The sequence below is a fragment of the Desulfovibrio biadhensis genome (assembly GCF_055388615.1).
Map to the genome: position 1 here is coordinate 1,331,525 of NZ_AP042477.1, position 23,173 is coordinate 1,354,697.

The window sequence follows — 23,173 nt, forward strand, 5'->3', positions numbered from 1 at the left end:
AGACGTTTTCCGCTCCGGATTGCTATCGTAACGCCCCCTCGGAAAATAAGCATCAGTGGAAGGGGAGCCTGAGGGAGAGTCGTACCTTTTTCTCCACGCTTCCGTTCACCACGCCACGGGAACGCGAACGACCTGCTTGGCCTTGTTGGTGAACAGCAGAAAGCCTTGCTCGTGGCCATGAAGGTAGAGAGCACGGGTGATGGCAACGTCTTTAGTGCAGTACTCGATGATTTCCTGCACGCGCCCCTCTGCCCACCACTTGAGGGCCTGCAAGCCGTCGGCCGACTTTTCCGACCCAAGGGTGGCCTGGGCCAGGTGGTCCAGGGAAAGCCGGTAACCAAGGCGGTTCTTGACCTCCTCCAGCATGTCCAGCGTGGGCAAGGAAGTAAGGAATGGCAAGGGCGCGTAAGCGGACAGCACACGGTAGTCAAAACGTTTGATGTTGAAGCCCACCAGAAGATCAAAGGTCTTCAGACGCTCCATCATCTGGGGCATGTCGTCTTCAAGGTAATGGATGTAAGCGTCAGCGCGAGAATCATAGAGCACAGCCACACTCACGCCCATACGCTCCGCCTTGTTCCACCCACCTACTTCCTGGGCGGAACGCCTGGTCTCCACATCCAGCACACCATATGCAGGGAGCGGCTGTACCACACGCTTGGAAGACTGCACCGGCATGGGGACTTCATGTGTTGCCTCATCTTTTATTGTTTCACGTGAAACTTCAGGATGTTGCGAATTTTCCGCCTGAACGGCATGGACGGTAGGGGGTTCTGGCGGCTCCTGCGCCTCCATGAAAATATCCAATGGCCCGGGCATGGGCGGCGCATTCTTCAAGTAACGCAACACATACATGGATGCCGCCTTATCAATGGGGCGGTTGCCCGATCCACATTTTGGCGAGTGCACACACCCAGGGCACCCTTGCTCACATTCACAGGTGGAAATGGCCATGAGCGTCTTTTCCAGAAGCTCTTCACCCTTTTCGTAGGCTTCCCGGGTTAGCCCCACCCCGCCTGGGATGCCATCGTAGATGAACACGGCCGGCAGCCCCAGTTGCCCGTGCATAGGGGTGGAAATGCCACCCAAATCGTTACGGTCAGTCATCACCAGCAATGGCAGAATGCCGATGGAAGCGTGCTCCATGGCATGGATGCCGCCCATGAAATGCATAAAATCCCTTTCACAGGCGCGGATAAGGTCCATGGGCATGGCAAACCAGATGCCTTCCGTCTCAAAAACCAAAGGCGGCAAATCCAGTGGGGTGATGCGCAGCAGTTTGTTGCCGCGAATACGCCTTGTTTCGTAGCCGGTAACCGTTTCCGTGACCTTGAGCCGCCCCAGATGGAGCCGCGTGCCCCAGGCCGGCTTCTCGGCGTACACTTCCATGATCTCGGTGACCTTATTACCACGGGCGCGGGTAAAGTAGTCCACACGTTGGGGCTTTACCCGTACGGTGCGCGTTGTGGTGTCCATGTCATGCACTACGAAGGACTGCCCCTTGTGCAGGTAGACAGCGCCGGTATGCGTCTCCTTGAAGGCCCGGTGCTCGTCTATAGTGCCCACGCTGAGCGCGCTTTGCTCCACATCGGAGGCGGGCGCGTTCCCGATCTCGATGGAATAGGTGGAGCCCGTGCCGCGCAGGCTTATATCCCTTTGGGGGCGCTTTCTTCTGCTGTATATCTCCCTGCCGTCCGCGCTGCGCAACAGTTGCCCGCTATTTTCCATCCTGGCCAGGGTAGGCGCTATCAGGGGGTCCTGCATCCAGGGTTCATCCGCCCGCAAAGGGGCCTCCGCGGCTGCGCATTCCAAATGCCGCGCCAGAATCACTTCATTGTACGGGTTGAGCACGGCTGCTTCCGCGCCCTGCTCGAAAAACGCCTGCGGGCAACGCATGAAATACTGATCCAGAGCATCCTCATGCGCCACCAGGGCAACCGCGCTTTCGCGCATGCTGCGCCCCACACGCCCCCCACGCTGCATGGTGGACATGACACTGCCCGGATACCCCACCAGGATGCAGATATCCAAAGCGCCTATGTCTATCCCAAGTTCAAGGGCGCTGGTGGAGACCACGGCCAGCAGCTCACCACTGGACATCTTTTCCTCGATCTCGCGGCGCTCCTCCGGCAAATACCCTGCGCGATAGGCGCTGATACGCTCCTTGTAGGGGCCGGAGCGCTGTTGCGCCCACAGACTGATGAGCTCCGTTACCTTACGTGACTGTGCGTAGATTATTGTCCTGAGACCACGGTGCAAGGCGGCCTGCAAAAGCATGATGGCTGCCTGGGCTGCGCCTTCGTAAGGATTCAGGAAAACGAAATGGCGTTTTCCCTGGGGGGCGCCGGTCTCTGTAACGGCTTCCACTTCCAGACCTGTGAGCTGTCGCGCCAATTCGGCCGGATTGGCAACTGTTGCCGAGCAAAAAATAAAGGTCGGGTTGGCGCCGTATCGCCGGCAAAGTCTGAGCAGCCTGCGCAGCACCTGCGCCATGTGCGAACCAAGCACCCCCCTGTAGGTATGCACCTCATCCAGCACAATGAAGTTCAGCCCGGCCAGAAAGGCGCTCCAGGTTTCATGATGCGGGCACAGAGACAGATGCAGCATCTCGGGATTCGTCAGCAGAATGTTGGGGGGGTCCTGACGCACCTTGCGCCGCCGGTAATCAGAAATGTCTCCGTCATAGATGGCGGCCGTGGGCCTGGCGTCCTTGGGCCAGGGTTCCAGCAAGGCTTCAAGATTTTTGAACTGGTCTTGCGCCAGAGCTTTCAACGGGAAAAGGCAAAGCGCCCTGCATTCGGGATCCTGTAGAAAACGTTCAACAATGGGCAGGGTATAGACCAGGGTTTTGCCGCTCGCTGTGGGGGTGGCCACAACCACGTTGCGCCCCATGCGGACCATGTCTGCGGCCCGGGCCTGATGCGTGTAGAGTTCGTCTATGCCCTTTGCGCGCAAGAGTTCCTGCACCGCCTTGGGCCAGGGGCGGGCGTTTGGCGCGTGCGCCGCTTCCTGCGGCTGTACAACGTGATGATAGACCACCTGGTCGCCAAGGCGTTCGGATTCGCGGAGCGAGGCCACGTAATCGGCTACGGAATCTTCAGGAAGGGCATCATGCGGGGTGGAAAGTTGCTGGAAAAGGGTTTCCCCCTCGTGCTCTCCATTCCCATACTTCTTTTTACTCATTTAGTTTTCAAACTTAGTAATACATTGGAAAAGGGGTGAAGAACGCTTAGCAGCGTCACCACCAGAGCCGTGCGCAACTAAAGGCGCTCCCTTTGCACCCTTTGATTTATGGGTGAGGAGCGCTAGTGCCCGGTGATCTTGTACTTCTTCAGTTTGTACTGGAGATTGCTCTTGGAAAGTCCCAACAAGTCCGCAGCTTTGACCTGTACAAAATCCGCCTTGGCCAGGGCGCGCCGCACCAGGGCGGCCTCGATCTTCTCCAGGGTGTCGGCCAGATTCAATTGGACGGGCAGCAGGTCCACCGCGCTTTTGAACTGGGCTTCTTCGTCCTTGATCTCGGGGGGCAGGTCTTCCACACCTATATGATCTCCCGAGGCCAGCACCATGCAGCGTTCGATGATATTTTCAAGCTGCCGCACGTTGCCGGGCCATTCATAGCCGGTAAGGTAGTCCACGGCTTCCGGCGAAAAGGTTTTGGGCTCCATGCCGTTATCCTGAGCGTACTTTTGGGCGAAATGCTGGGCAAGGATGGGGATGTCTTCCCGCCGCTCCCGCAAGGAAGGCAGGGTGATGTGCACCACGTTCAGCCGGTAGTAGAGGTCTTCGCGGAACTCGCCCTTTTCCACGGCTTCCTGCAGGTTTTTATTAGTGGCGGTGACAACACGAATGTCCACTTCCACTTCCTTGCTGCCGCCCACACGTTCGAAGCGGCGCTCCTGCAGCACGCGCAGCAATTTCACCTGAATATCCTGGGAAAGCTCGCCGATTTCATCCAGAAACAGGGTGCCTTCATGGGCCAGCTCGAAACGGCCTCTTTTTTGCGCCACGGCGCCTGTAAACGAGCCTTTTTCATGGCCGAAAAGTTCACTCTCCAGCACGCCCGCGTTGAACGCCATGCAGTTGACAGACACAAAGGGGCCGTTCTTCCGTGGGGAGGCAAAATGAATGGCGCGGGCAACAAGCTCCTTGCCCGTGCCGGACTCACCGGTAATCAGCACGGTGCTGCGGCTGGGCGCCGCACGATCCACCATGCTCAAGACATCGCGGATGGCCTTGGATTTACCAATGATCTGATGCAGGCCGTAGCGGTCTTCCAGGTTTTCATGCAGCAGCCGAAACTGGCGGCGCACGTTTGCCAGCTGCATGGCCTTACTCACGGAAAGCAGCAGCTCGTCGTTGGAAAAAGGTTTTGTAATGTAGTCAAAAGCGCCCACTTTCATAGCTTCCACCGCGGCTTCGATGGAGCCGTAGGCTGTCATGATAAGCACCGGGATATGCGGAAAGTTGCGCTTTACATGCTCCAACACGTCCTGCCCGGAGAGCTTGGGCATTTTCATGTCGGTAATAATAACGTCCACTTCGCTTTCATCCAGGTAGGCCAGCCCCATTTCCGGATCGGAAAGCGCGGTGATGGAATACCCCGCATCCGAAAGCATGGCTTCAAGGATGAGCAAAAAGTTCGGTTCGTCGTCGAGTATGAGGATCTGGTTGGACATGTCCCTACCACCCCTGATGCGATTTATATATCAATCCATGCGCTTGGGCAGCTCTGCAGCGACCCTGGCGCCGCCATCGGGAGCGTTGGCCAGTTCCATGCGCCCCCCGTGGCTCTTGATGATGTTGTTGACGATGGTCAGTCCCAAGCCGGTGCCCGTATCCTTGGTGGTAAAGAACGGATCAAGGAGCTTGTGCTGGGAATCCTCTTCAAATCCCGTTCCCGAATCGGTGAACACAACCTTATGGTGCTTTTCATCCGATTCTATGCTCAACGTCACTTTGCCCTCTCCCGGTGTGGCCTGCAAGGCGTTAACCAGGATGTTGTAGAAGGCGCGATACAGCAAGTCCTTGTCGCCCGTGACCATCTTGCCGTGCTCATAGCTGCGCTCCACCTGGACCTCAGCCTTGCAGCACTCGCTTTCCAAAAAGCCCAGAACCTGATCCAGCACGTGGCCAAGGTCTACAGGGTCCTGCTTAGGCTGTTTGGGGCGCGCGTAATCCAGAAAGTCGGTGACAATCTGCGAAAGTCGTTTGGATTCGTCAAAAATGGCGCGCAGAATCCTGGAGGTAATGTCTTCCTTGTCGCCCGCGCGTTTCAGCAAGAGCTCCGCACTCGAGCGGATAATGCCCAGGGGGTTGCGGATTTCATGCGCCACACTGGCAACCATGCGCCCCATGCTGGCCAGCTTCTCGTTCTGGTGCAGTTCGCGCTCCAGGCGGTCCTTTTCTTCCAGGCGCGCCCTGTTGATGCGGTCCACGCGCCGGATGACCACCAGCAGCACCAGCGAAACCGTAAGGGTGGTGACCAGTGTCGTGGAAATGATCAACCATTGAAAGCTGATAACCGTCTTGTAGTCCTGGGTAATATCCTGGCTCATTTCCAGGACGCCCATGATGAACTTCTCTTCCTGGTCTTCGCCCCCTCCCAGTGCGCCGCGCTCATCACGCAGGGGGTAGACCGTCTCGAGAATGACGCTGCCGGGCTTGATATCCGTGAAAATGGCCCAAAAAGGGTTGATCTTGCTCAGGATGGTAAAGCTGTGCTCGCCGTTGAAGGCGCGTTCCACACGCTCGCCTGCCAGGTTCTCATGGCCGACCATTTCCCTATTTGTAGAAAAGGAAACGCGTCTGTCATCACCGTAGATGCGAATCTCATTGACGTGCAGCCCGTGCGTGCTCCACTCGATAACGCTCTGCAACCGCTGGTACTGGCTTTCCTCGCTCAACGCTATATAGCCCACGCCAATAAGCGTGGGTAACGTAAAACGCCGGTAAATCTGCTGGTTCAGGTTTTCCGCCAAAAGCAGGGCAAATTCCTTTTGCTTCTCCAGCAGCGTGCGGCGCGCAGAATCGGCAATGATCACAGAAAGAAACAGCCCGGAAGCCAGAATCAGGAGCAACGAACTCCATGATAGAATCTTGGTGATGCCGAACGTGCGCTTGTAATCCATGCCCGTCCTTGGCGCGGATTTGTTCTTCTTATCACTCACGTATGGAGATTTCCTTATTATTGCTTGAGCTACGAGGGGGAAACCCTTGAAAGGGTTCTCCCCCTCGTGCTCCCCCTTCCTAACTTTTCATTCAATCAAAAAGTTTTGAAGAGGGGGTTCGGGGGGGAAACTTTTTCAAAAGTTTCCCCCCCCGAAAACCAGCCTTGCAATCGAATATGTTAAAACTCTTGCGCGGTGCCGGGCCGGTCGAGAAAACGCTTCAGGTTGGCGGATTCCTCATCATAGCCAGCGGCGCCGAGCTTGGCGTTGGCCAGGCGTTTGCCCAGTTCCACGGCAGGCTGATCCAGGGGATTGATTCCCAAAAGCCAGCCCGAGATGACGGTGGCGGTTTCCAGCAGCCCCATCAGCTTGCCTGCATTGTACAGGGTGGCATCGGCCATTTCCAGGCCAAGGAGGGGCACGTCGTTCATGTGCAGGGCCATGCGCGTTCCCAGCGCCTCGGCATCCAGCAGATCGCCAAAATGCTTGCCCTTCAGAAACGCCCATTTTTCGGGGAGGTCTGGGGAGAAAGCGCGCCCCTGCGGCAAGGAGGGGCAGGTCATGAACAGGCAGCCCTTGTCCTTGGGGCCATCCAGAAACATCTGCTGCAGGGAGTGCTGATCGGTAACGCCAACGGCCGGCAGGGGCATGCTACCCTTGCCCTCTTTGCCCAGGCTTTCGGCCCACAACTGGGCGAACCAGGCGCCAAAGGGCGCCCAGAGCGGAATATAGCTGAAGAAAATAAGCTGGGAATAGCCTTTGTCCATCAAGCCGCACGCCCAGGACGCCAGCTTGAAGGCAGGGTGGGCCGCCACACTTGCAGTGGTCACGTCAGGCGCGCTCAACCCTTTGTTCACATCCTGGGAGCCTTTGACAAGGGCGCTGCAGTCCAGCCCCATGAAGGTGGCAGGCACCAGCCCCACCGCGGAAAGCACGGAGTAGCGCCCCCCCAGGTTGTCGGGTACGGGCAAAGCGTCAACGCCGAGCTCCCTGGCCTGATCCCGCAGAAAGCCCTTGTTGCTGTCCGTGATGAAGAAGAGATGCTTGCGCCAGGATTTGCCGGCTTTTTCCTGCAACCATTCGCTTGCCAGCAAATACTGTGACATGGTCTCGATGGTGCCGCCGGATTTGCTGACAACGACAACAATGGTCTTGTCGGCAGGCAACTTATCGAACCAGGCTTCCAGGGTAATGGTGTCGACATTGTCGGCTATCCATAGCCAGGGGCCCTTGTGTCCGGGGTGATCCTGCTCTGGAAAAAAAGCTTTTTGCAACGCCCGTGCGCCCAGGGCGGAACCGCCGATGCCAAGCAGCAGCATGTGCTCGAAGCCGGCGGTATTTTTTTTGAATTCTTGCAGCGCAGGTTCCAGTTCGCTCCAAAAAGGCAGTTGCAGGTAAGGGAGCGAGCCCTCCCCGGTGCGCTTCAAAAATTCCTCTGCAACGGCAGCGGCCTTGTTTTCGAAGGCTTCCTGGTCAGCGGGGGCAAGGCGCCCCGCATGGGCATTGGTCCAGTCCAGCATATTGGCTTTCATGGTCTGCTCCTTTTTTTGCGAGCATTGCGGCCAGTTCACGGCCGGCATGCTCCTGATGCATCTTCCTGAAGCAGAGACGCTGCTTCATAAGGGCAGAAGATGCATCCTTATTGCGACAGGCTACTTGAATAGCACCTTGGCGACCCTGTCCAAGGCCGTGGCCAGCGTCTCCTCGCTCACTGCGTAGGAAATGCGCACGCAACGGTCATCGCCAAAAGCGGCGCCCGGAACCAGAGCCACACCAGCTTCTTCGAGCAGCTTTGTGCAGAGCGTAGCTGAATCCGGCGCGGAAGCATCATAGTATGTATCCACTTCCGGGAAAACGTAAAAGGCCCCATCAGGCTTCGGGCATTTTACCCCGGACCAGCCGGAAAGAATGTCCAACACCAGATCGCGACGCTTCATAAAGGCGGTACGCATGGTCTCCAGCTGTTCCATGGGCTGCGTCAACGCAGCGAGTGCGCCCTTTTGCACAAAGGAACAAATGCAGGAGGTGCTTTGCCCCTGCAGCTTGCTCAAGGCCTTGATGCAGTCAGGGTGCGCCAGGGCGAACCCTACCCGCCAGCCTGTGGCGGCGCAGCTCTTTGCCAGGCCGTTGACCACGATAACATTCTCTGGATGCTTCTGCCACATGTGCGAAAGACTGGCAGGCGTAGCCGGTGGGTAGATCAAAAGATCGTAAATTTCATCGGAAACCACAACCAGCCCCTTGGCTATGGCAACCTCGGCCAGGGCGTCCAACTCGGCCTGGGTGTAATGACACCCTGTGGGATTGGAGGGTGAGTTCAGGATAAGCGCCCTGCTGCGGCTGGTGATGCTTTTTTCCAGCTGCTCCACACTCAGCTTGAAATCCGCCTCGGGCTCGGTGGCGACGGGTACAGGCACACCGTCGGCCAGCAAAACCATGTCGGGATAGCTCACCCAATAGGGCGCAGGGATGATGACTTCGTCACCCGGATCCAACAGCGCCTGAAAAATATTAAAAAGCGCCTGTTTGCCACCGTTGGTGACAATGGTCGCTTCCTTGGGAGCTTCCACGCCATAATGCTGGTGGAAATACCCGGCCACGGCCTCCCGCAGCTCTGGTATGCCCGGCACCTGGGTGTAGCGGGTAAAGCCCTGGTCCAAGGCATCTTTCGTGGCCTCGACCATGTTTCCCGGGGTTGGAAAATCAGGCTCGCCTACTGAAAGGCTGATGACTTCCTTGCCCTGGGCTTTCAGTTCCATGGCCTTGGTGCTTACGGCCAGTGTGGCCGACGGCTTGATGCGCGACAAACGTGATGCCATGCGCATGTGCAGGCTCCTTGCTTCTGGCATGTGTAATCTGGAAATCGCTGCTGCCCCATAATCTCGCCCTTCTGTAGGGCAAAACTTCTTACAGGTAAATAGTTCAGCCCCTACTCTGCCATGTTATCCTCTTGCTCATGGAGCGTTGTCAGTATAGTCTTGTTCCTCACGTTTTTCTCGGAGTCCGGTTTTACCCCTGCTCTCGCGGCGCATACCGCACGGTTTGCCACCGGCAAAAAAACGGTGCATGGGGCCTTAATTATTTATCACAAAACAAGTTTTACCTTGTCTTGCAGCATCTCATGCAGCAAAGGGAGAATTCTTAGCTGATGACCGAACAAGCTTCTCACCGCAGTGGCTACGTGGCCATGATCGGACCGGCCAACGCCGGTAAATCCACCATGCTCAACGCTTATCTCGGGCAAAAGGTGGCCATTGTCTCACCAAAGCCGCAGACCACCCGCAACCAGATCAACGGCATCCTGAGCCGTGATGACGCGCAGGTTGTTTTCGTGGATACGCCTGGTCTGCACTCCAACAAGGGCGTGATGCACAAAATGCTGATGCACGCGACCCGGCAGGCCCAAGTGGGGGCGGACTGCCTCCTGCTTGTGCTGGACGCCAACATGTACACACGCAAACTCCACTTTCTGGAAAATGACCTCGAACGCATCCAGGACCAGACAGCGGTTGCAGGGGGCGCTCCCTTGATTGTGGCGCTGAATAAAATCGATTTGTTCAAAGACAAATCCACCATGCTTCCTGTTATGGAACGCCTGCACGATTACTGGCCCGGCGCGCAGGTCTACCCTGTTTCAGCCCTGACGGAAGAAGGCTTGCCCCAACTCCTGGAAGCCGTGGTCGCCGCCCTGCCAGAAGGCCCCCCAATGTATCCCGAGGACCAGATATCCACCCTGCCTGTACGCTTCATGACGCAGGAGATCATCCGGGAAAAACTCTTTTTGAATCTGCGCCAGGAACTGCCTTATTCCGTCACCGTGGACATAGAAAACTGGGAAGAGCCGGAAACGCCAACCCAGGCCTTACGCATCGACGCCGTCATCTATGTTGGGCGCAATACTCACAAATCCATGGTGATCGGCAAACACGGCTCCATGCTCAAAGAAATTGGCAGCCAGGCAAGGCGCGACATCGAAGAGCTCATCGAACATCAGGTGTTCCTGAATCTCTGGGTCAAGGTCCGCGAAAACTGGAACGAAGACCCCGGCTTTCTGCGCTCCATGGGTTTTTCTTCCTGATAATAAGGCTGCGTCTGTGAGGGGCTTGCCGCACCTGCTGTCGTCCCATGCGGCAATGCTTTCCCAAATACACGCCTGAGCAGTCGAATAGTTCGGTTTTTTGACACATGACCAGCAATGTCTGCAGTGCGCCCCCTGCCAAAAACAGGGGGCGTTTTCATTTTTACCCCGCAATCCGAGATATTTTGCCCACTACAGGGCGCTGGCAAGCTTTACCTCGGGCGGCCGATGCGCTATTCATATTTAGACTTTTTCATTCAAAACTCTAATCCCATCTATGAAAAGGGGGCCGTAATGCCCCGGAATGAGGCATCCACACCGCATCAGCGCTTGTCTGACGTGCTTTCCGCCATGGAGGCGGCCTGCCGCCGCAGTCACCGCAATCCAGAAGAAGTCGCCCTGGTGGCGGTCTCGAAATATCAGCCACCAGAAGCCGTTGCCACCCTGGCCGCTGCGGGACAGCACACCTTTGGCGAAAACTACGTCCAGGAAGCGCTCGACAAGATTGATTCTCTTTCTGATCAACAACTTGCATGGCATTTTATCGGCAATTTACAGTCCAACAAGGCCAAATTCGTGCCGGGTCACTTTGCCATGGTGCATACCCTGGACAAACTCAAACTGGCCCAGGCTTTGCATAAGTCCGCGCAAAAGGCCGGGGTGGTCCAGGCCGTGCTTGTGCAGGTCAATATTGGCAACGAGCCGCAAAAGTCCGGCGTCGCCATAGAGGAATTGGAAAACCTGGTGGCGCAGACTGCGGCATTGGACGCCATAGACGTCCAGGGGCTGATGTGCATGCCCCCTGTCTGTCAGACTGCCGAAGACGCGCGGCCATATTTTCGACACCTTTATGCATTACGTGAGACCTTGCGCTCCAGGCTGGGCCTGGCATTGCCCCATCTTTCCATGGGCATGAGCTCTGATTTCGAGGTTGCAATCGAGGAAGGCGCTACTCTCGTACGGGTGGGCACGGCTTTATTCGGGCCCCGCCCTTGAATGAACGCAGCACCATGAGGACAAAGCGGATATGGATCTCGCAACCGTAATAGGCATCATCGTCGCTTTCGGGCTTGTCATCGCGGCTATCCTTACCGGTGGCAGTCCGCTTATTTTCATTGATATCCAATCCGCTCTCATCGTCTTTGGCGGCACCATTGGCGCCACGCTCATCAACTATCCCCTGGGCACCGTGCTTGGAGTTGTGGGTGTCTTCAAGAATGCCTTTTTCAGCAGCATCGACGAACCCAACGCAATTATTGAAAAGTTCATGGACTATGCCAACCGCGCCCGCCGCGAAGGCATCCTGTCCCTGGAACCCATCATCAAGGAAATTGACGACGTCTACTTGAAAAAGGGGCTGCAGCTCACGGTGGACGGACTAGAGCCGCAGGCCATTCAGGAAATCCTTGAAACCGAGATTTCCTACCGTGAAAGCCGCCACGAAACCGGCGCAGAGATTCTTTTGACCCTGGGCGCCTTTGCCCCCGCCATGGGCATGATCGGGACGGTTATCGGTCTGATCATGATGCTGCAGACAATGGAAGACCCCAGCACCATCGGCCCGGCCATGGCTGTGGCCTTGATCACAACATTTTACGGGGCGCTTCTCGCCAACCTTCTCTTTTTGCCCATGGCGGGCAAACTGAAAACGCGCAGCAAGTCGGAAATCCAGAACATGGAAATGATCATGGAAGGCATCCTGGCTATCTCAAAGGGGGAAAACCCCAGGATCATCCAGGAGAAACTTTCCAGTTTCGTTCCGCCCAAGCAGCGCAAACAGGAAGGATGATGTCGTGGCCCGGCGCAAGAAGAAAAAATCGGGAGGCGGCGGCTCCACCTGGCTGATCACCTTTTCCGACATGATGACCCTGATGCTCACCTTTTTTGTGCTTTTGGTGAGTATGGCGACTATCGACGAGCGCAGGCGCCTTGTGGTTCTCGGCTCCATCATTGGCACATTCGGCATGGGCAGCGCCGGCTTTGACGCACGCAGCACAAAAGACAAACGCGTCACCATCGAACCAGGCGCCATGGAGGATATAGAAAACCTGGAAACGCTCAAAGACCTGCTGTGGGAAGACCTGGAGGAAGACATCAACTTCCAGTCCAACAAGTATGTCGAGATAGTGACCATCAACGAAGAGGTTTTTTTCGAGCCTGGGAGCCCGGAAATTTCTGAGAGAGGGCGTCGTGTCCTGGACCGTATGTTGCCCATCTTGTTTCGGTTGGAGTATCCGATACTCCTGGCGGGGCACACCGCACTGGACCGCGACGAGATCGCAACCATCAACCAGCTGTCCCTTGAAGATGACGGTCTTGATCCTTCCTGGCGGCTGTCCCTGATGCGCGTGCTGAGTGTTTACAAACACTTTCTGGACCGTGGCATAGACCCGGACAAGCTGATGGTGGAGGCGTTCGGCAAATTTCGCCCCATGTATAGTGACAAAACACCGCAAGGCCGCAAGCAAAACCGGCGTGTGGACATTGTGCTGGACAAGCGCAACACCTTCTGGTTGGAAGAACTCACGCCGCAGGGCATGAAGCAGAAAGACAAGAATTACATATACAAGGATTTCAAGTTCGATATTCAGGTGGAGCCCGAGGAACTGGGGCCGGAGCAGCGCTTCAAAGTGACGCCGCCACCTGAATCCCAACAGGGTGACGGAGCGTAGTACAGCATGGCCCGCGAAAAAAAACCAAAAGAAGCACCGGGAGATCCGGCATGGTTGGTCACATTTTCCGACCTGGTGACCCTGTTGCTCACATTTTTCGTGTTGATTCTTTCCATGAGTTCCATGGACAAGAGCGTGCTGACGCGGGTCAACCTGTTAACCAGCGACATAGGGTTTGTAACCAAACGCTCTGCAGGCAAGATACCCCAGCGCATAGAACTGTTGCTGCAACTGCTGGAAAACCCCATAGATGTCGTAAAAAAGCCTAACCGTTTCAAGGACTTGCTTTTTGCAGACGTGCTTCCACAGGAAATAGACCGCAGCACGCTGTATGAGAACATAGAAGTGATGCGCCACCCTGAAGGACTGGCCATCGTGCTTTCTGACAAGCTGGCGTTTGCACGCAACAGCAAAGAACTGACGGAACTGGCGCAAAGGGTTCTCTGGGCGGTGATGGAAATGTTGCAGTATTCCGGAGCAGACGTGAATTTGGCCGGCTACACCGGCATCGATGAAGGCAACGGCCGTCCGTTTGTCCTCTCTGGCGAGCGAGCGCTTGCCGTCCTTCATTTTTTTGTTCAAAATGGGATAGAGCAGAGACGTTTTTCCATATCCGCCTATGGCCCAAACTTTGCCCTGGCGGATAGTGATACGGGCACTGAACAGGCGCAGAACCGACGCGTGTCCATTCTCATCAAGTCCACACCACTTTTTGCCGGATACCAGACACGCTGACAGCAGAACACCCAAGGAGCACGCCGTGGCAGACGAAGAAAAACAAGAACCGAAAAAAAAGAAAAGCAAGCTCAAATGGATTCTGCTGCTCCTTATCATCCTGCTTCTTGGTGGTGGTGGTTACTTTGCATACACCAAGTTTTTCGCCGGACCCAAGGATAATGCGGAAACCGAGCAGACTACCGAAGAAGAGGAAGCCGGTCCAAAAGAGACGCACATGGTGACGCTGCCCACGTTTTTGGTGAATCTCGCTGACCCGTTGGGGCGCAGATACCTGAAACTGACCATGGACGTGGAAGTGGAGGGAGAGAAGACAAAGACGCTTCTGGAATCGGAAATGCCGAAGGTGCGGGATGCCATCATCCTGCTGTTGTCCAGCAAGACGTATGCGGATCTCTCTTCGCTTGAAAACAAGCAGTTATTGAAGATGGAGATTGTGAACCAGCTCAATCTGATCCTTGAGACATCAAAGATTCTAAGGGTCTATTTTACTGAAATGGTCATCCAGTAGCGGCAGGTTTTCTGAACAGCCGCTGCCCAAGCGCAAAGGAAGAGCGCTATGCAAGACGATGTAAATCAGGACGAACTCGCGGAACAGTGGGCTGCAGCCCTGGAAGAACAGGACGGCGACGGCGATGATGCTGCCGTTGACAATGGAGACATTGGCGGTGATCTGCCTGGCGATGATCTTGCCGATGATGATTTGGCAGACGAATGGGCCCGTGCGCTTGCCGAGGATGAAGGCGCCAAGGTCCAGAACGACAAGGCTGCCAAGGAGCTGAACCGTTCAGCCCAGAGCGCGGATTTCAAAGATTTGACGGAGGAGGCCAAATCTCCCCGCCCTGACAGCGGCAAGCGGGAACTGGACTTCATCCTCGATATTCCTCTGGATGTATCCGCCGAGCTTGGCCGCACCAGACTGCTCATCAACGAGCTGCTTCAATTGGGGCAGGGTTCCGTCATCGAACTCAACAAGCTTGCTGGTGAACCGCTGGAAATATTTGTCAACGGCAAGCTGGTGGCGCGTGGTGAGGCCGTTGTCATCAACGAAAAATTCGGTGTGCGTCTGACAGACATCATCAGCCCCATCGAACGGGTGAAACAACTTGGCTAATCCGCTGTTGCAACACGCATATTCCAACGCACCCGCGGTTGTGAACCAGGCTGTCCAGGCTGCTGGCAAAGCAGCCGGGCAATCCATGGGAAGCTCCGCGTCCCAGGTTGCGAAGGACCCTGCTTTGCAGGAAACGGGCAGAACCGCCTTTGAAAGCGTGGGAACCGCGGCCGGAAAAATCGCTGAGCAGGCTGCCGGTGTCCCGACACAGGACATGATGGGGGGCTATTTTCAGGCTCTGGGCGCTGTTTTTCTACTTTTGGCTGCTCTGGCCCTGGCGTTTTGGCTTTTGAAACGCTACGGCCCCAAGGCCGGGTTCAAGACTTTCCACCGTGGCGACCTGCAACTTGAATCACAACTCGCATTGGGTCCCAAACGATATGTAACTGTGGTCCGTTTTTTGAATAAGCGCATGGTACTGGGAGTAACAGAAACCCAGATAACCTTGCTGACAACGCTGGAAGCGGACCATGCACCTGAAAACAAAGACTTTTCCGACACACTGGCCAGAGCTCAAAAAACCGACCCTCCTGATTGATGCGGCGGCCTGGCTGCGTCGTCCTGCCGTCATAAGCACGCTTTTTCTGCTTGCAGCCATCTTTTTACCAGCTATTGTTCACGCTGCTGCCGACGTAGCCTTTCCCGATCTCAGGATGGAGCTTTCCGGCGGCACCACCGAGCCGGAAAAGGTATCGGTCCTACTTGAGATTCTTTTCGTCCTGACGATTCTTTCCCTTGCGCCGGCCATTCTGTTGACGGTGACGTCCTTCACCAGAATCATCATTGTCTTCCATTTTCTGCGGCAGGCAATGGGAACGCAGCAGCTGCCCCCGAACCAGATTCTCGCCAGTCTTGCCATATTCATGACTGTCGTCATCATGATGCCTGTGGCCAAATCAGTTAACGACACGGCCTTGCAACCCTACCTCAACGAGGAAATAGGGTTCACCCGCGCCTTGGAAAATGCCGAGATTCCCTTACGTGCGTTTCTTTTCAAGCACACAAGAGAGAAGGACCTTTCCATCTTCTACACGATCACGCAGATGGAGCGCCCCCAATCAAAAGAAGACGTTCCGACCATGATGCTCGTGGCCGGCTACGTCATCAGCGAACTCAAAACCGGGTTCACCATTGGATTTTTGATTTACGTGCCTTTTCTGGTGCTGGACATGGTGGTGGCCAGTATTCTTCTGGCCATGGGTATGATGATGCTGCCCCCTGTCATGGTGTCCTTGCCCTTCAAGATTTTGCTTTTCATCATGGTAGATGGCTGGAGCCTGTTGACGGGCTCGCTTGTAAACAGTTTTCTCTTATAAATATGCGAGGGATAGAATCATGACTCCGGAATTCGTAATCGGCTTTGCCCGTCAATCCATCGAACTGGCTCTTTCAGTGGCGCTTCCCATGCTTGGTGTTGGCCTTGGGGTGGGTGTTCTCATCAGTATTCTGCAGGCCGCCACGCAGATTCAGGAAATGACCCTGACCTTTATTCCCAAGATCCTGGCCATCTTTTTAGCGCTATTATTTTCATTTCCATGGATAATGGACAAGTTGATGACCTTTACGACGGATGTGTTCATCAACTTTCCCAAATACATCCAGTAGGGGTGGCATTCATTCCTGCTGGCAAGCGGCGAAACCCCAAAGCAGGGTTTCGCCCCGATAATCTGGAAGTGGTAACGATAAGGGTGCTGCCTTTTTGCTAGCGTCAAACATCTTTTCAGCTATTTACTCGTCGCCAAGAGCGCCCGCCAGCCAGTGCCCCATAAGCAGGGCGCCTGCCTGGGCAACATTCAATGACCCCAGCCCCCCTTCCATGGGGATGCGTAGCAGCGCATCGCACCGTTTGCGAATTCCCTCGCGCAGGCCTTTGTCTTCTCCGCCAAGAACCAGAACAGCCGGTAACGCGGGCTGCAATTCGTGGAAGGCGATGCTTTCTTCTTCCAAGGCAGCGCCATATATCGACAAGCCTGCGTTTCGGGCTGCATCCAGCGTGCGACCAAGATTTGTCACCTTACACAAGGGCAACCGCCAGAGCGCTCCAGTTGCTGCCTTGGCTGCACCGGGTCCCAGGCCGGCGGCATTATGCTTGGGGATGATGATTCCAGCGCCCCCGAGTCCGGAAAGCGTGCGGGCTATTGTGCCCACGTTTCCCGGGTCCTGCACCTGGTCCAATGCGAGCAACACCTTGAAGCGTGCAGCAAAGGCGGCTTCAAAGAGCTGCTCCTCGGGCACGAAACCGGGTGCGAAGATTCTAACGATAACACCCTGGTGACGTCCTGGAAAAATTTTATCCATCTGTTGCTGGGGCGCATGCTGATAGCGCAAGCCCGCCTTTCTGCACAAATCCATTATATGCGAAAGATCCTTTGCGCGCAGTCCTTGTTGAATCCAGACGCCATCCACCTGTTGCGGCGCCTGTTCCAGGCACTCCCGCACAGGTTTGCGCCCTGCCACCAGTTCCAGTCCTGTTTTGTCTTTATCCTGCATCTACTGTTTCCTTTAGCCTTGCTTGTCCTGGAAGGATGCGCCCCCCATGGGGGATCGTCAAGCATCTGTCTCTTAGTAACAGATTATCCTGTCTGAATTTTGGCATTTACGGAGCAGCGCCAGATTATAGTTTTGCCGCATCGGGTACTCATGACACAGTTTTTCAACTGTTGCTCTTGCTTTAGTGTCTGTAGTAGTATCTTTTTTTACAGGCTTCTGCTGCTAAAAGTTGGCTTGTACGCTCACTTTGCAGACTTTAAATCTACTATAATAATTTTCTAGATATTTTCTACAGTTTTTTGTGGCATCGTTATTGAATATAGCGAGCAGTCGCAGTTGCAGGAAGCAACTGACTAAAAGATGAGGAGACTGCCATGAAATACCTCCGACTCACGATCGTACTCTCACTTGCATTGTTTGCCGCATCTTGCGCGTCCAAAGCACCCGTCGGCACCGAATATGTTTTCGATGAACCTGACGTGCGCGAGAAGGTCGACCCTGAACTTGCCGACCCCTCACCACACTATGTGGGTGAATCCTCACTCACCGCGCAGGAATTTCGCGCCCTCAATTATGAAGGCAAGATCAAGTTCAGCAAAAGCGCTTATGCCAAAGAGCTTATCACTGAACAGTTCCTTTTCCTTGAACGCGACGTTCGTTTCAAAATCAACAACTGGACACAGCGGGGCGCTCGTTACCTTCCCCATGCTCGCCAGGTGTTTGCGGAACGCGGTCTGCCAGAGGATCTCATTTATCTGCCCTTCATTGAAAGCGGCTATAATCCAAAGGCCTACTCCAAATCCGGTGCTGCTGGCTGCTGGCAGTTCATGCCTTTCACAGGCCGCCGTTTCGGCCTTTCAGTGGACTGGTGGATGGATGAACGCCGCGATCCATACAAGGCTGCTCACGCTGCCGCCGATTACCTGACCAAATTGCACGACATGTTCGATGACTGGTCCCTGGCTGTCGCCGCCTACAACGCCGGTGAAGGCAAGGTGGGCAGAGCTCTCAAGGCAAGCGGCGCCAAAGACTTTTTTGAACTTGCGCAACGCAACAACACCCTTGATCAAAAGACACGCCTGCGGGATGAAACCCTGGCGTATGTGCCCCGGTTCGCCGCCATGGTCAAGATTGCCAACAACCTGCAACTGCTTGGCCTGGAGCCGATCAACTGGAGCGCAGCGCCCCGCCTGACAAGTATCAGCATCCCCGGCGGCACGGATTTACGCGGACTGGCAAAAGCCTCGAACATGTCCTGGAATGATTTCCAGAACTATAACCCGGCATTCCGCAGGGAAACAACGCCACCTGCCAGAAAAGCGACAGCCTATGTTCCGCTGGAGTCTCTGGCATCCGTTGAAAAATACACCAAGTCCCCCATTTCCCGCACCTATGACAGCGCCCTTGAATATACGGTGCGCAGGGGTGATTCATGGTCCGTCATCGCAAGCCGCTACAATGTGGACATGAGCACCCTCAAACGTATCAATGGTCGCACATCAAACCTGCTGCACCCGGGACAGCGCATCATCATCCCCGGACATGGCCAGGCTGTTGCCGTTCGCAAGGAAAAGGCAGCAACTCCCCAACGCAGCACAAAGGTATCCACGCGTAAAAGCACCAAGGTGAGTACCCAGGCCAGCGCTTCCACAGGCTCATACAGAGTGCGCGCCGGCGATACGCTCTACTCCTTGGCCAGGCGTTTCGGCTGCAATGTATCCGATCTGCAGCGCGCCAACGGGTTGAACACCCCCCGCGCTCTCAATGCAGGGGCGGTCATCAACATCCCCGGCAGCAGCTCCAGAGCCAGCAGACAGGTAGCCTCGGCCGCCACACCCAGCCGCACTGTATACCGCGTGCAACACGGCGACACCCTTTGGAGCATTGCCCGCAACTTCCGGGTATCGCCCTACAAATTGATGGAGTGGAACAGCCTGCAAAAAAATTCGGTGATCAAACCCGGAGATCAGATCAGTCTCTACAGGAAGTAGATTCGACGGCTAAGGGACGAATGGCAGCGGACCTTGGCCGCAATCGATCAGTCTGCCGGGTCACTTGTCCAGGAAGGACAACAACAGCTCCCTGCCTTCACGGGCGGGGAGCTCTTTTTTTGTCCAGAGGCGGCATTGCGCACGAGCCTGCCCCAGAAACATGGAAAGGCCATCCACAATGGTGCAACCCGCCATTTTTGCATCCTGCAAAAGCCTTGTGTGCAGCGGATTGTACACCAGATCAAAAACCGTAATTCCTGAGGTTAGCGCAAATTGCGGAAAAGGCGTATCATTCACACGTTCTCCACGCATGCCAAGGGGCGTTGCGTTTATTATTAAATCGCAATCAACATTGTCGCGTTCTTGCCATTCAATGGCCTCGGCCCCGAATTCTTCCGCCATGGCCTTGCCCCTGGGAAACGAACGGTTGGCAAGCCGTATTTTTTTGACACCCAACTCCTGCAGGCCGACGAGGGCGGCGCGGGCCACGCCTCCTGCGCCCAATATCAGGGCCGAAGCGTAACTGCGCCCCTGCAGTGGCTCCATAAATCCCGTGACGTCTGTGTTATCCCCCAGCAGACGCCCGTCTTCCCAATACAGGGTATTCACTGCGCCCACACGCCCGGCCATGGGCGTCATGCCATCGAGATAGGGAATGACCTGCTCTTTGTAGGGAATTGTGACGCTGACGCCGGAAATGGGCAGGGCGCGCACGGCGGTCATGAATCCGGGAAAATTCTTTGGCGGCACATCCCAGCGCATATACGCTGCGGCGACGTCCAGAACACCGTAACTCCAGGTATGCAGATCAGGACTCAGACTATGCCCCAAAGGGTGCCCTAAAACGCCGTAGAGGGCCTCAGGAGGTCGCAAAGAGTTTTTTGTGCCCTTACTGTCATAGTTTGTTGTTTCTACAGCCATGAGCGTTCTCCTTGCTTTTCGGCATTGCGTACCGCGCCGCGTTTATTGCCACGCATTTTTTGTAAAGGGATGTTCCTTTCTTTTCAATGCAAATTGCCTGGTGTGCAATAAAAACAGGGGACCTTTCCACTGAAAGGCCCCCCGCTGTTAACAAGGTGTAGCAATGTTGCGTTACGCCAGCACTCCGGCGGCGTGTTCTGCGCCGGACTTCAGGGCTTCCGCATTTTTGGGAATGAGGTGGGCGTAGTGGGCGGCGATAATCTTGTCCAGGCTGCCGATGACGGCCTCCAGCGGCACAATGCCAGTGGCCTGCACATAAGCGCCCAGAGCCACCATGTTGGCCATGCGCGTATTGCCTATGGAATCTGCAATTTCGTTGGCCGGCACGGGAACGCAGCGCAACCGCTTTGTATCCAGCAATTCCGGATCCACAAGCGAAGAGTTGAGCACCAGCACCCCATCATCTATGCAACGCTCCTGGAACTTATCCAGGGAAGGACGGTTCATGATGATAAGGCTCTGGGGCCGCAAAATGATGGGCGAACCGATGTCGTCGTCCGAAAGCACCACAGTGCAGTTGGCGGTGCCGCCGCGCATTTCCGGTCCGTACACCGGAATATAGGTGACGTTCAGGCCTTGGGCCATGCCGGCGTAAGCCAGCAGGTTGCCGATGAGCATGACGCCCTGGCCGCCAAATCCTGCTATGATCGCATCCTGATAGAGGCTCATTGTCACTTTCCTTTACTTGCAGGCGGTTTCCTCGGTCCTGTCCTTGTACACACCAAGGGGGAAGCAAGGGATCATTTCCTCGCTCACGCGCTTGTTGGCCTGGACCGGCGTCATGCGCCAGTTGGTGGGGCAGGCGGAGAGCAGTTCCACAAAACCGAAGCCGAGTCCCTTGACCTGGCATTCGAAGGCCTTGCGTACGGCCTTCTTGGCCTTGACGATATTCTTGACCGTATCCGTGGCAGCACGGGCGGAATACGCCACGCCATTAAGACCAGCCAGAATCTCGGCCATTTTGAATGGACCGCCTTCCACCTCTTCGCAACGACCGCTGGGGCAGGTGGTGGTCTTTTGTCCCACAAGGGTGGTGGGCGCCATCTGGCCGCCGGTCATGCCGTACACGGTGTTGTTGACGAACACGATACTGATGCGCTCGCCCCTGTTTGCCGCGTGCATGATTTCCGCCATGCCGATGGACGCCAGGTCGCCGTCACCCTGATAGGCGAAAACAAAATGGTCGGGCCGTGCGCGTTTGACACCTGTGGCCACGGCAGGAGCACGGCCATGGGGAGCTTCCACGGAATCTACCAGCAGATAGTTGTAAATAAAGACCGAGCAGCCGATGGAGCTGACGCAGAGCGTTTTCTCCATGAGCCCCATTTCCACAAGGCAATCAGCCACCAGGCGATGGGCGATGCCATGGTGACAGCCGGGGCAATAATGGGAAGGCCGGTCGGCGATGACTTCGGGCAGCGTAAAAGCCTGTATTTCGTCGTCGTGCAGCATGGTTTCCATCTATGAACTCCTCAGGCGCTCTCTGATGGGCGCCTCGAAATCGTCCGGGGTGGGGAGGTTTCCGGGCATCATGCCATAAAAATCGGAATCGGTATGATGGCGGATGGCCAGACGAACATCGTCGACCATTTGTCCCGTGTTGTGTTCGATGGTCAGAAAGCGCTTGCCTTTTTTGGCCAGCTCTTCCAACGCATCACTGGGGAAGGGGAACAGGGTCTTGGGCCTGAGCAGCCCCACCTTGCCGCCTTCCTTGCGGATGGTGCGGATGGCGCTTTTTACGATGCGCCCTATGGATCCGTAGGCTACGACAACGAGATCGGCGTCTTCTGTCTGGAAGTCCTCGTACTGCACTTCCTTGCGCATCTCGTTGTACTTGGCCTGAAGCAGCTTATTGTGCTCGGCCAGGGCCCCTTCTTCCAGATAGAGGGATTTGAGCAAACGGCAGGGCCTGCCGTCGGCTCCGGAGAGGGACCACTCCGCCCCTTCTTTGGGATCGAGATTGTCCGGCGTCCAAGGTTCCAGGGGCTCTTTCATTTGCCCCAGAATGGCGTCGCCAAGGATCATGACCGGGTTGCGATACTTGTATGCCAGGTCAAATGCCTGGATCATCATATCGTAAGCTTCCTGACAGGTACCGGGGGCTAGCACCATCAAATGGTAGTCGCCATGGCCACCGCCCTTGACGGATTGGTAGTAGTCGCCCTGGGAGGGGCCGATATCGCCAAGTCCCGGGCCGCCACGGTTCATGTTCACCAGCACGCCAGGCAACTGGCTGCCGGCCATGTAGGAAATGGCTTCCTGCATCAGGGAGACGCCCGGGCTGGACGAGGAAGTGAACGCGCGGATGCCTGCAGCCGCGGCTCCCAACAACATGTTGGCAGCGGCCACTTCACTTTCCGCCTGCACGAACTGTCCGCCGGCTTCCGGCATAGCCTTGGAAAGCATTTCCGGAATATCGTTCTGCGGCGTGATGGGGTAGCCGAAATAGCAACGCGCCTTTGCTGCAAGCGCGCCATAAGCTATTGCCTCGTTCCCTTTAACGAACATTTTTTCAATATTCTGCTCGGCCATCACGCGTTCTCCTCTTTGGCGGATTTGGATTTGCGCTTTTTGAAAACCCGGATGGCGTAATCAGGACAAATCATTGCGCAGGAGGTGCACCCTGTGCACTTCTCCAAGTCCTCGGGCTTGACCTCTGCCACCTTGTACCCTTGCTGGTTGAAGCGCTCCGACTGCACGATGATCTCGACAGGGCACACCGTGGTGCAGAGGAGGCACCCCTTGCAGCGTTCATCCAGAAACTCTACGCGAGGCATGAGCGTTTCCTTTGCGTTGTTTCAGGTTACAAGCGTATACCGTCTTGCAGTATGAAATATTCCTGCATGACAAGCCGTTACGCTAGCTGGCCGGCCCGAAAAAAGGGTCGACGCTCCCTAGGTTCATATAAAAGAAATTTCTTTTTAAAGTTTTTTCTTTCAAAA

The 23,173-nt window shown here is 55.8% G+C and carries 22 protein-coding genes; 11 read left to right on the top strand and 11 right to left on the bottom strand.

What is annotated here, in order from left to right:
* Positions 1–105: 105 nt before the first annotated feature.
* The 5 genes from ACZ5EH_RS05805 to ACZ5EH_RS05825 all read right to left on the bottom strand — a co-directional run bounded on the left by ACZ5EH_RS05805 (position 106) and on the right by ACZ5EH_RS05825 (position 8,995).
* Positions 106–3,183, bottom strand: coding sequence for a DEAD/DEAH box helicase (locus tag ACZ5EH_RS05805; RefSeq protein ID WP_464277185.1), 3,078 nt, complete (start codon positions 3,181–3,183; stop codon positions 106–108).
* Between the two features lie 122 nt (positions 3,184–3,305).
* The gene (locus ACZ5EH_RS05810; RefSeq protein ID WP_464277186.1) at positions 3,306–4,679 is read right to left on the bottom strand and encodes a sigma-54-dependent transcriptional regulator; all 1,374 of its coding nucleotides are present in this window, start codon (positions 4,677–4,679) and stop codon (positions 3,306–3,308) included.
* A 30-nt stretch (positions 4,680–4,709) separates the two neighbouring features.
* Complete coding sequence (locus ACZ5EH_RS05815) at positions 4,710–6,131, bottom strand: sensor histidine kinase (protein ID WP_464278267.1); 1,422 nt, start codon at positions 6,129–6,131, stop codon at positions 4,710–4,712.
* Between the two features lie 218 nt (positions 6,132–6,349).
* The gene (locus ACZ5EH_RS05820) at positions 6,350–7,702 is read right to left on the bottom strand and encodes a glucose-6-phosphate isomerase (protein WP_464277187.1); all 1,353 of its coding nucleotides are present in this window, start codon (positions 7,700–7,702) and stop codon (positions 6,350–6,352) included.
* Between the two features lie 120 nt (positions 7,703–7,822).
* Entirely contained in the window at positions 7,823–8,995 is a 1,173-nt protein-coding gene (locus tag ACZ5EH_RS05825) for a pyridoxal phosphate-dependent aminotransferase (protein ID WP_464277188.1), read from the bottom strand.
* Between the two features lie 323 nt (positions 8,996–9,318).
* On the opposite strand from ACZ5EH_RS05825, the gene era reads away from it, so the two are divergent.
* From era to fliQ, 10 genes are all read left to right on the top strand, one after another.
* On the top strand, positions 9,319–10,248 hold the full coding sequence (gene era / locus ACZ5EH_RS05830; RefSeq protein ID WP_464277189.1) for a GTPase Era: 930 nt from the start codon (positions 9,319–9,321) through the stop codon (positions 10,246–10,248).
* A 294-nt stretch (positions 10,249–10,542) separates the two neighbouring features.
* The gene (locus tag ACZ5EH_RS05835) at positions 10,543–11,244 is read left to right on the top strand and encodes a YggS family pyridoxal phosphate-dependent enzyme (protein WP_464277190.1); all 702 of its coding nucleotides are present in this window, start codon (positions 10,543–10,545) and stop codon (positions 11,242–11,244) included.
* A 31-nt stretch (positions 11,245–11,275) separates the two neighbouring features.
* Positions 11,276–12,037 (top strand): motility protein A, encoded by a 762-nt coding sequence (locus ACZ5EH_RS05840; RefSeq protein WP_464277191.1) that lies wholly within the window; start codon positions 11,276–11,278, stop codon positions 12,035–12,037.
* A 4-nt stretch (positions 12,038–12,041) separates the two neighbouring features.
* A complete protein-coding gene (locus tag ACZ5EH_RS05845; protein WP_464277192.1) occupies positions 12,042–12,920 on the top strand; it encodes an OmpA/MotB family protein in 879 nt (292 codons plus the stop codon).
* 6 nt (positions 12,921–12,926) lie between these two features.
* Complete coding sequence (locus tag ACZ5EH_RS05850) at positions 12,927–13,655, top strand: OmpA/MotB family protein (protein WP_464277193.1); 729 nt, start codon at positions 12,927–12,929, stop codon at positions 13,653–13,655.
* A 25-nt stretch (positions 13,656–13,680) separates the two neighbouring features.
* Positions 13,681–14,166: a flagellar basal body-associated FliL family protein gene (locus ACZ5EH_RS05855; protein ID WP_464277194.1), complete on the top strand. Its 486-nt coding sequence runs from the start codon at positions 13,681–13,683 to the stop codon at positions 14,164–14,166.
* 48 nt (positions 14,167–14,214) lie between these two features.
* A complete protein-coding gene (fliN, locus tag ACZ5EH_RS05860) occupies positions 14,215–14,769 on the top strand; it encodes a flagellar motor switch protein FliN (RefSeq protein ID WP_464277195.1) in 555 nt (184 codons plus the stop codon).
* Positions 14,762–15,307 carry a flagellar biosynthetic protein FliO gene (gene fliO, locus ACZ5EH_RS05865; RefSeq protein ID WP_464277196.1) on the top strand — a complete coding sequence of 182 codons (546 nt, stop codon included), beginning with the start codon at positions 14,762–14,764 and terminating at the stop codon, positions 15,305–15,307. Before fliN ends, fliO begins: the two co-directional genes overlap by 8 nt.
* A gap of 115 nt (positions 15,308–15,422) precedes the next feature.
* Entirely contained in the window at positions 15,423–16,085 is a 663-nt protein-coding gene (gene fliP, locus ACZ5EH_RS05870) for a flagellar type III secretion system pore protein FliP (protein WP_464278268.1), read from the top strand.
* A gap of 19 nt (positions 16,086–16,104) precedes the next feature.
* Positions 16,105–16,374, top strand: coding sequence for a flagellar biosynthesis protein FliQ (gene fliQ, locus ACZ5EH_RS05875; protein ID WP_464277197.1), 270 nt, complete (start codon positions 16,105–16,107; stop codon positions 16,372–16,374).
* A gap of 123 nt (positions 16,375–16,497) precedes the next feature.
* Here the strand turns inward: fliQ and rlmB are convergent, their stop codons facing one another.
* On the bottom strand, positions 16,498–17,259 hold the full coding sequence (gene rlmB / locus ACZ5EH_RS05880) for a 23S rRNA (guanosine(2251)-2'-O)-methyltransferase RlmB (protein WP_464277198.1): 762 nt from the start codon (positions 17,257–17,259) through the stop codon (positions 16,498–16,500).
* A 374-nt stretch (positions 17,260–17,633) separates the two neighbouring features.
* On the opposite strand from rlmB, the gene ACZ5EH_RS05885 reads away from it, so the two are divergent.
* Positions 17,634–19,250: a LysM peptidoglycan-binding domain-containing protein gene (locus ACZ5EH_RS05885; protein ID WP_464277199.1), complete on the top strand. Its 1,617-nt coding sequence runs from the start codon at positions 17,634–17,636 to the stop codon at positions 19,248–19,250.
* Positions 19,251–19,310: 60 nt separating this feature from the next.
* Here ACZ5EH_RS05885 and aroE read toward each other — a convergent pair whose 3' ends face one another.
* The 5 genes from aroE to ACZ5EH_RS05910 all read right to left on the bottom strand — a co-directional run bounded on the left by aroE (position 19,311) and on the right by ACZ5EH_RS05910 (position 23,008).
* Positions 19,311–20,171: a shikimate dehydrogenase gene (gene aroE, locus ACZ5EH_RS05890; RefSeq protein ID WP_464277200.1), complete on the bottom strand. Its 861-nt coding sequence runs from the start codon at positions 20,169–20,171 to the stop codon at positions 19,311–19,313.
* A 171-nt stretch (positions 20,172–20,342) separates the two neighbouring features.
* Complete coding sequence (locus tag ACZ5EH_RS05895; RefSeq protein WP_464277201.1) at positions 20,343–20,900, bottom strand: 2-oxoacid:acceptor oxidoreductase family protein; 558 nt, start codon at positions 20,898–20,900, stop codon at positions 20,343–20,345.
* Between the two features lie 12 nt (positions 20,901–20,912).
* The gene (locus ACZ5EH_RS05900) at positions 20,913–21,683 is read right to left on the bottom strand and encodes a thiamine pyrophosphate-dependent enzyme (RefSeq protein ID WP_464278269.1); all 771 of its coding nucleotides are present in this window, start codon (positions 21,681–21,683) and stop codon (positions 20,913–20,915) included.
* 9 nt (positions 21,684–21,692) lie between these two features.
* Positions 21,693–22,763, bottom strand: a complete 1,071-nt coding sequence (locus ACZ5EH_RS05905) for a 3-methyl-2-oxobutanoate dehydrogenase subunit VorB (protein WP_464277202.1) — start codon at positions 22,761–22,763, stop codon at positions 21,693–21,695.
* Positions 22,763–23,008: a 4Fe-4S dicluster domain-containing protein gene (locus tag ACZ5EH_RS05910; protein WP_464277203.1), complete on the bottom strand. Its 246-nt coding sequence runs from the start codon at positions 23,006–23,008 to the stop codon at positions 22,763–22,765. The genes ACZ5EH_RS05905 and ACZ5EH_RS05910 overlap by 1 nt, the downstream gene beginning before the upstream one ends.
* Between the last annotated feature and the right edge of the window lie 165 nt (positions 23,009–23,173).

Excerpts from the sequence above, each read along its gene's own strand:
- ACZ5EH_RS05805 (WP_464277185.1), bottom strand. The coding sequence starts at position 3,183 with ATGAGTAAAAAGAAGTATGGGAATGGAGAGCACGAGGGGGAAACCCTT.
- ACZ5EH_RS05810 (WP_464277186.1), bottom strand. The coding sequence starts at position 4,679 with ATGTCCAACCAGATCCTCATACTCGACGACGAACCGAACTTTTTGCTC.
- ACZ5EH_RS05815 (WP_464278267.1), bottom strand. The coding sequence starts at position 6,131 with ATGGATTACAAGCGCACGTTCGGCATCACCAAGATTCTATCATGGAGT.
- ACZ5EH_RS05820 (WP_464277187.1), bottom strand. The coding sequence starts at position 7,702 with ATGAAAGCCAATATGCTGGACTGGACCAATGCCCATGCGGGGCGCCTT.
- ACZ5EH_RS05825 (WP_464277188.1), bottom strand. The coding sequence starts at position 8,995 with ATGCGCATGGCATCACGTTTGTCGCGCATCAAGCCGTCGGCCACACTG.
- era (WP_464277189.1), top strand. The coding sequence starts at position 9,319 with ATGACCGAACAAGCTTCTCACCGCAGTGGCTACGTGGCCATGATCGGA.
- ACZ5EH_RS05835 (WP_464277190.1), top strand. The coding sequence starts at position 10,543 with ATGCCCCGGAATGAGGCATCCACACCGCATCAGCGCTTGTCTGACGTG.
- ACZ5EH_RS05840 (WP_464277191.1), top strand. The coding sequence starts at position 11,276 with ATGGATCTCGCAACCGTAATAGGCATCATCGTCGCTTTCGGGCTTGTC.
- ACZ5EH_RS05850 (WP_464277193.1), top strand. The coding sequence starts at position 12,927 with ATGGCCCGCGAAAAAAAACCAAAAGAAGCACCGGGAGATCCGGCATGG.
- fliN (WP_464277195.1), top strand. The coding sequence starts at position 14,215 with ATGCAAGACGATGTAAATCAGGACGAACTCGCGGAACAGTGGGCTGCA.
- fliP (WP_464278268.1), top strand. The coding sequence starts at position 15,423 with ATGGAGCTTTCCGGCGGCACCACCGAGCCGGAAAAGGTATCGGTCCTA.
- fliQ (WP_464277197.1), top strand. The coding sequence starts at position 16,105 with ATGACTCCGGAATTCGTAATCGGCTTTGCCCGTCAATCCATCGAACTG.
- rlmB (WP_464277198.1), bottom strand. The coding sequence starts at position 17,259 with ATGCAGGATAAAGACAAAACAGGACTGGAACTGGTGGCAGGGCGCAAA.
- ACZ5EH_RS05885 (WP_464277199.1), top strand. The coding sequence starts at position 17,634 with ATGAAATACCTCCGACTCACGATCGTACTCTCACTTGCATTGTTTGCC.
- aroE (WP_464277200.1), bottom strand. The coding sequence starts at position 20,171 with ATGGCTGTAGAAACAACAAACTATGACAGTAAGGGCACAAAAAACTCT.
- ACZ5EH_RS05895 (WP_464277201.1), bottom strand. The coding sequence starts at position 20,900 with ATGAGCCTCTATCAGGATGCGATCATAGCAGGATTTGGCGGCCAGGGC.
- ACZ5EH_RS05900 (WP_464278269.1), bottom strand. The coding sequence starts at position 21,683 with ATGCTGCACGACGACGAAATACAGGCTTTTACGCTGCCCGAAGTCATC.
- ACZ5EH_RS05905 (WP_464277202.1), bottom strand. The coding sequence starts at position 22,763 with ATGGCCGAGCAGAATATTGAAAAAATGTTCGTTAAAGGGAACGAGGCA.
- ACZ5EH_RS05910 (WP_464277203.1), bottom strand. The coding sequence starts at position 23,008 with ATGCCTCGCGTAGAGTTTCTGGATGAACGCTGCAAGGGGTGCCTCCTC.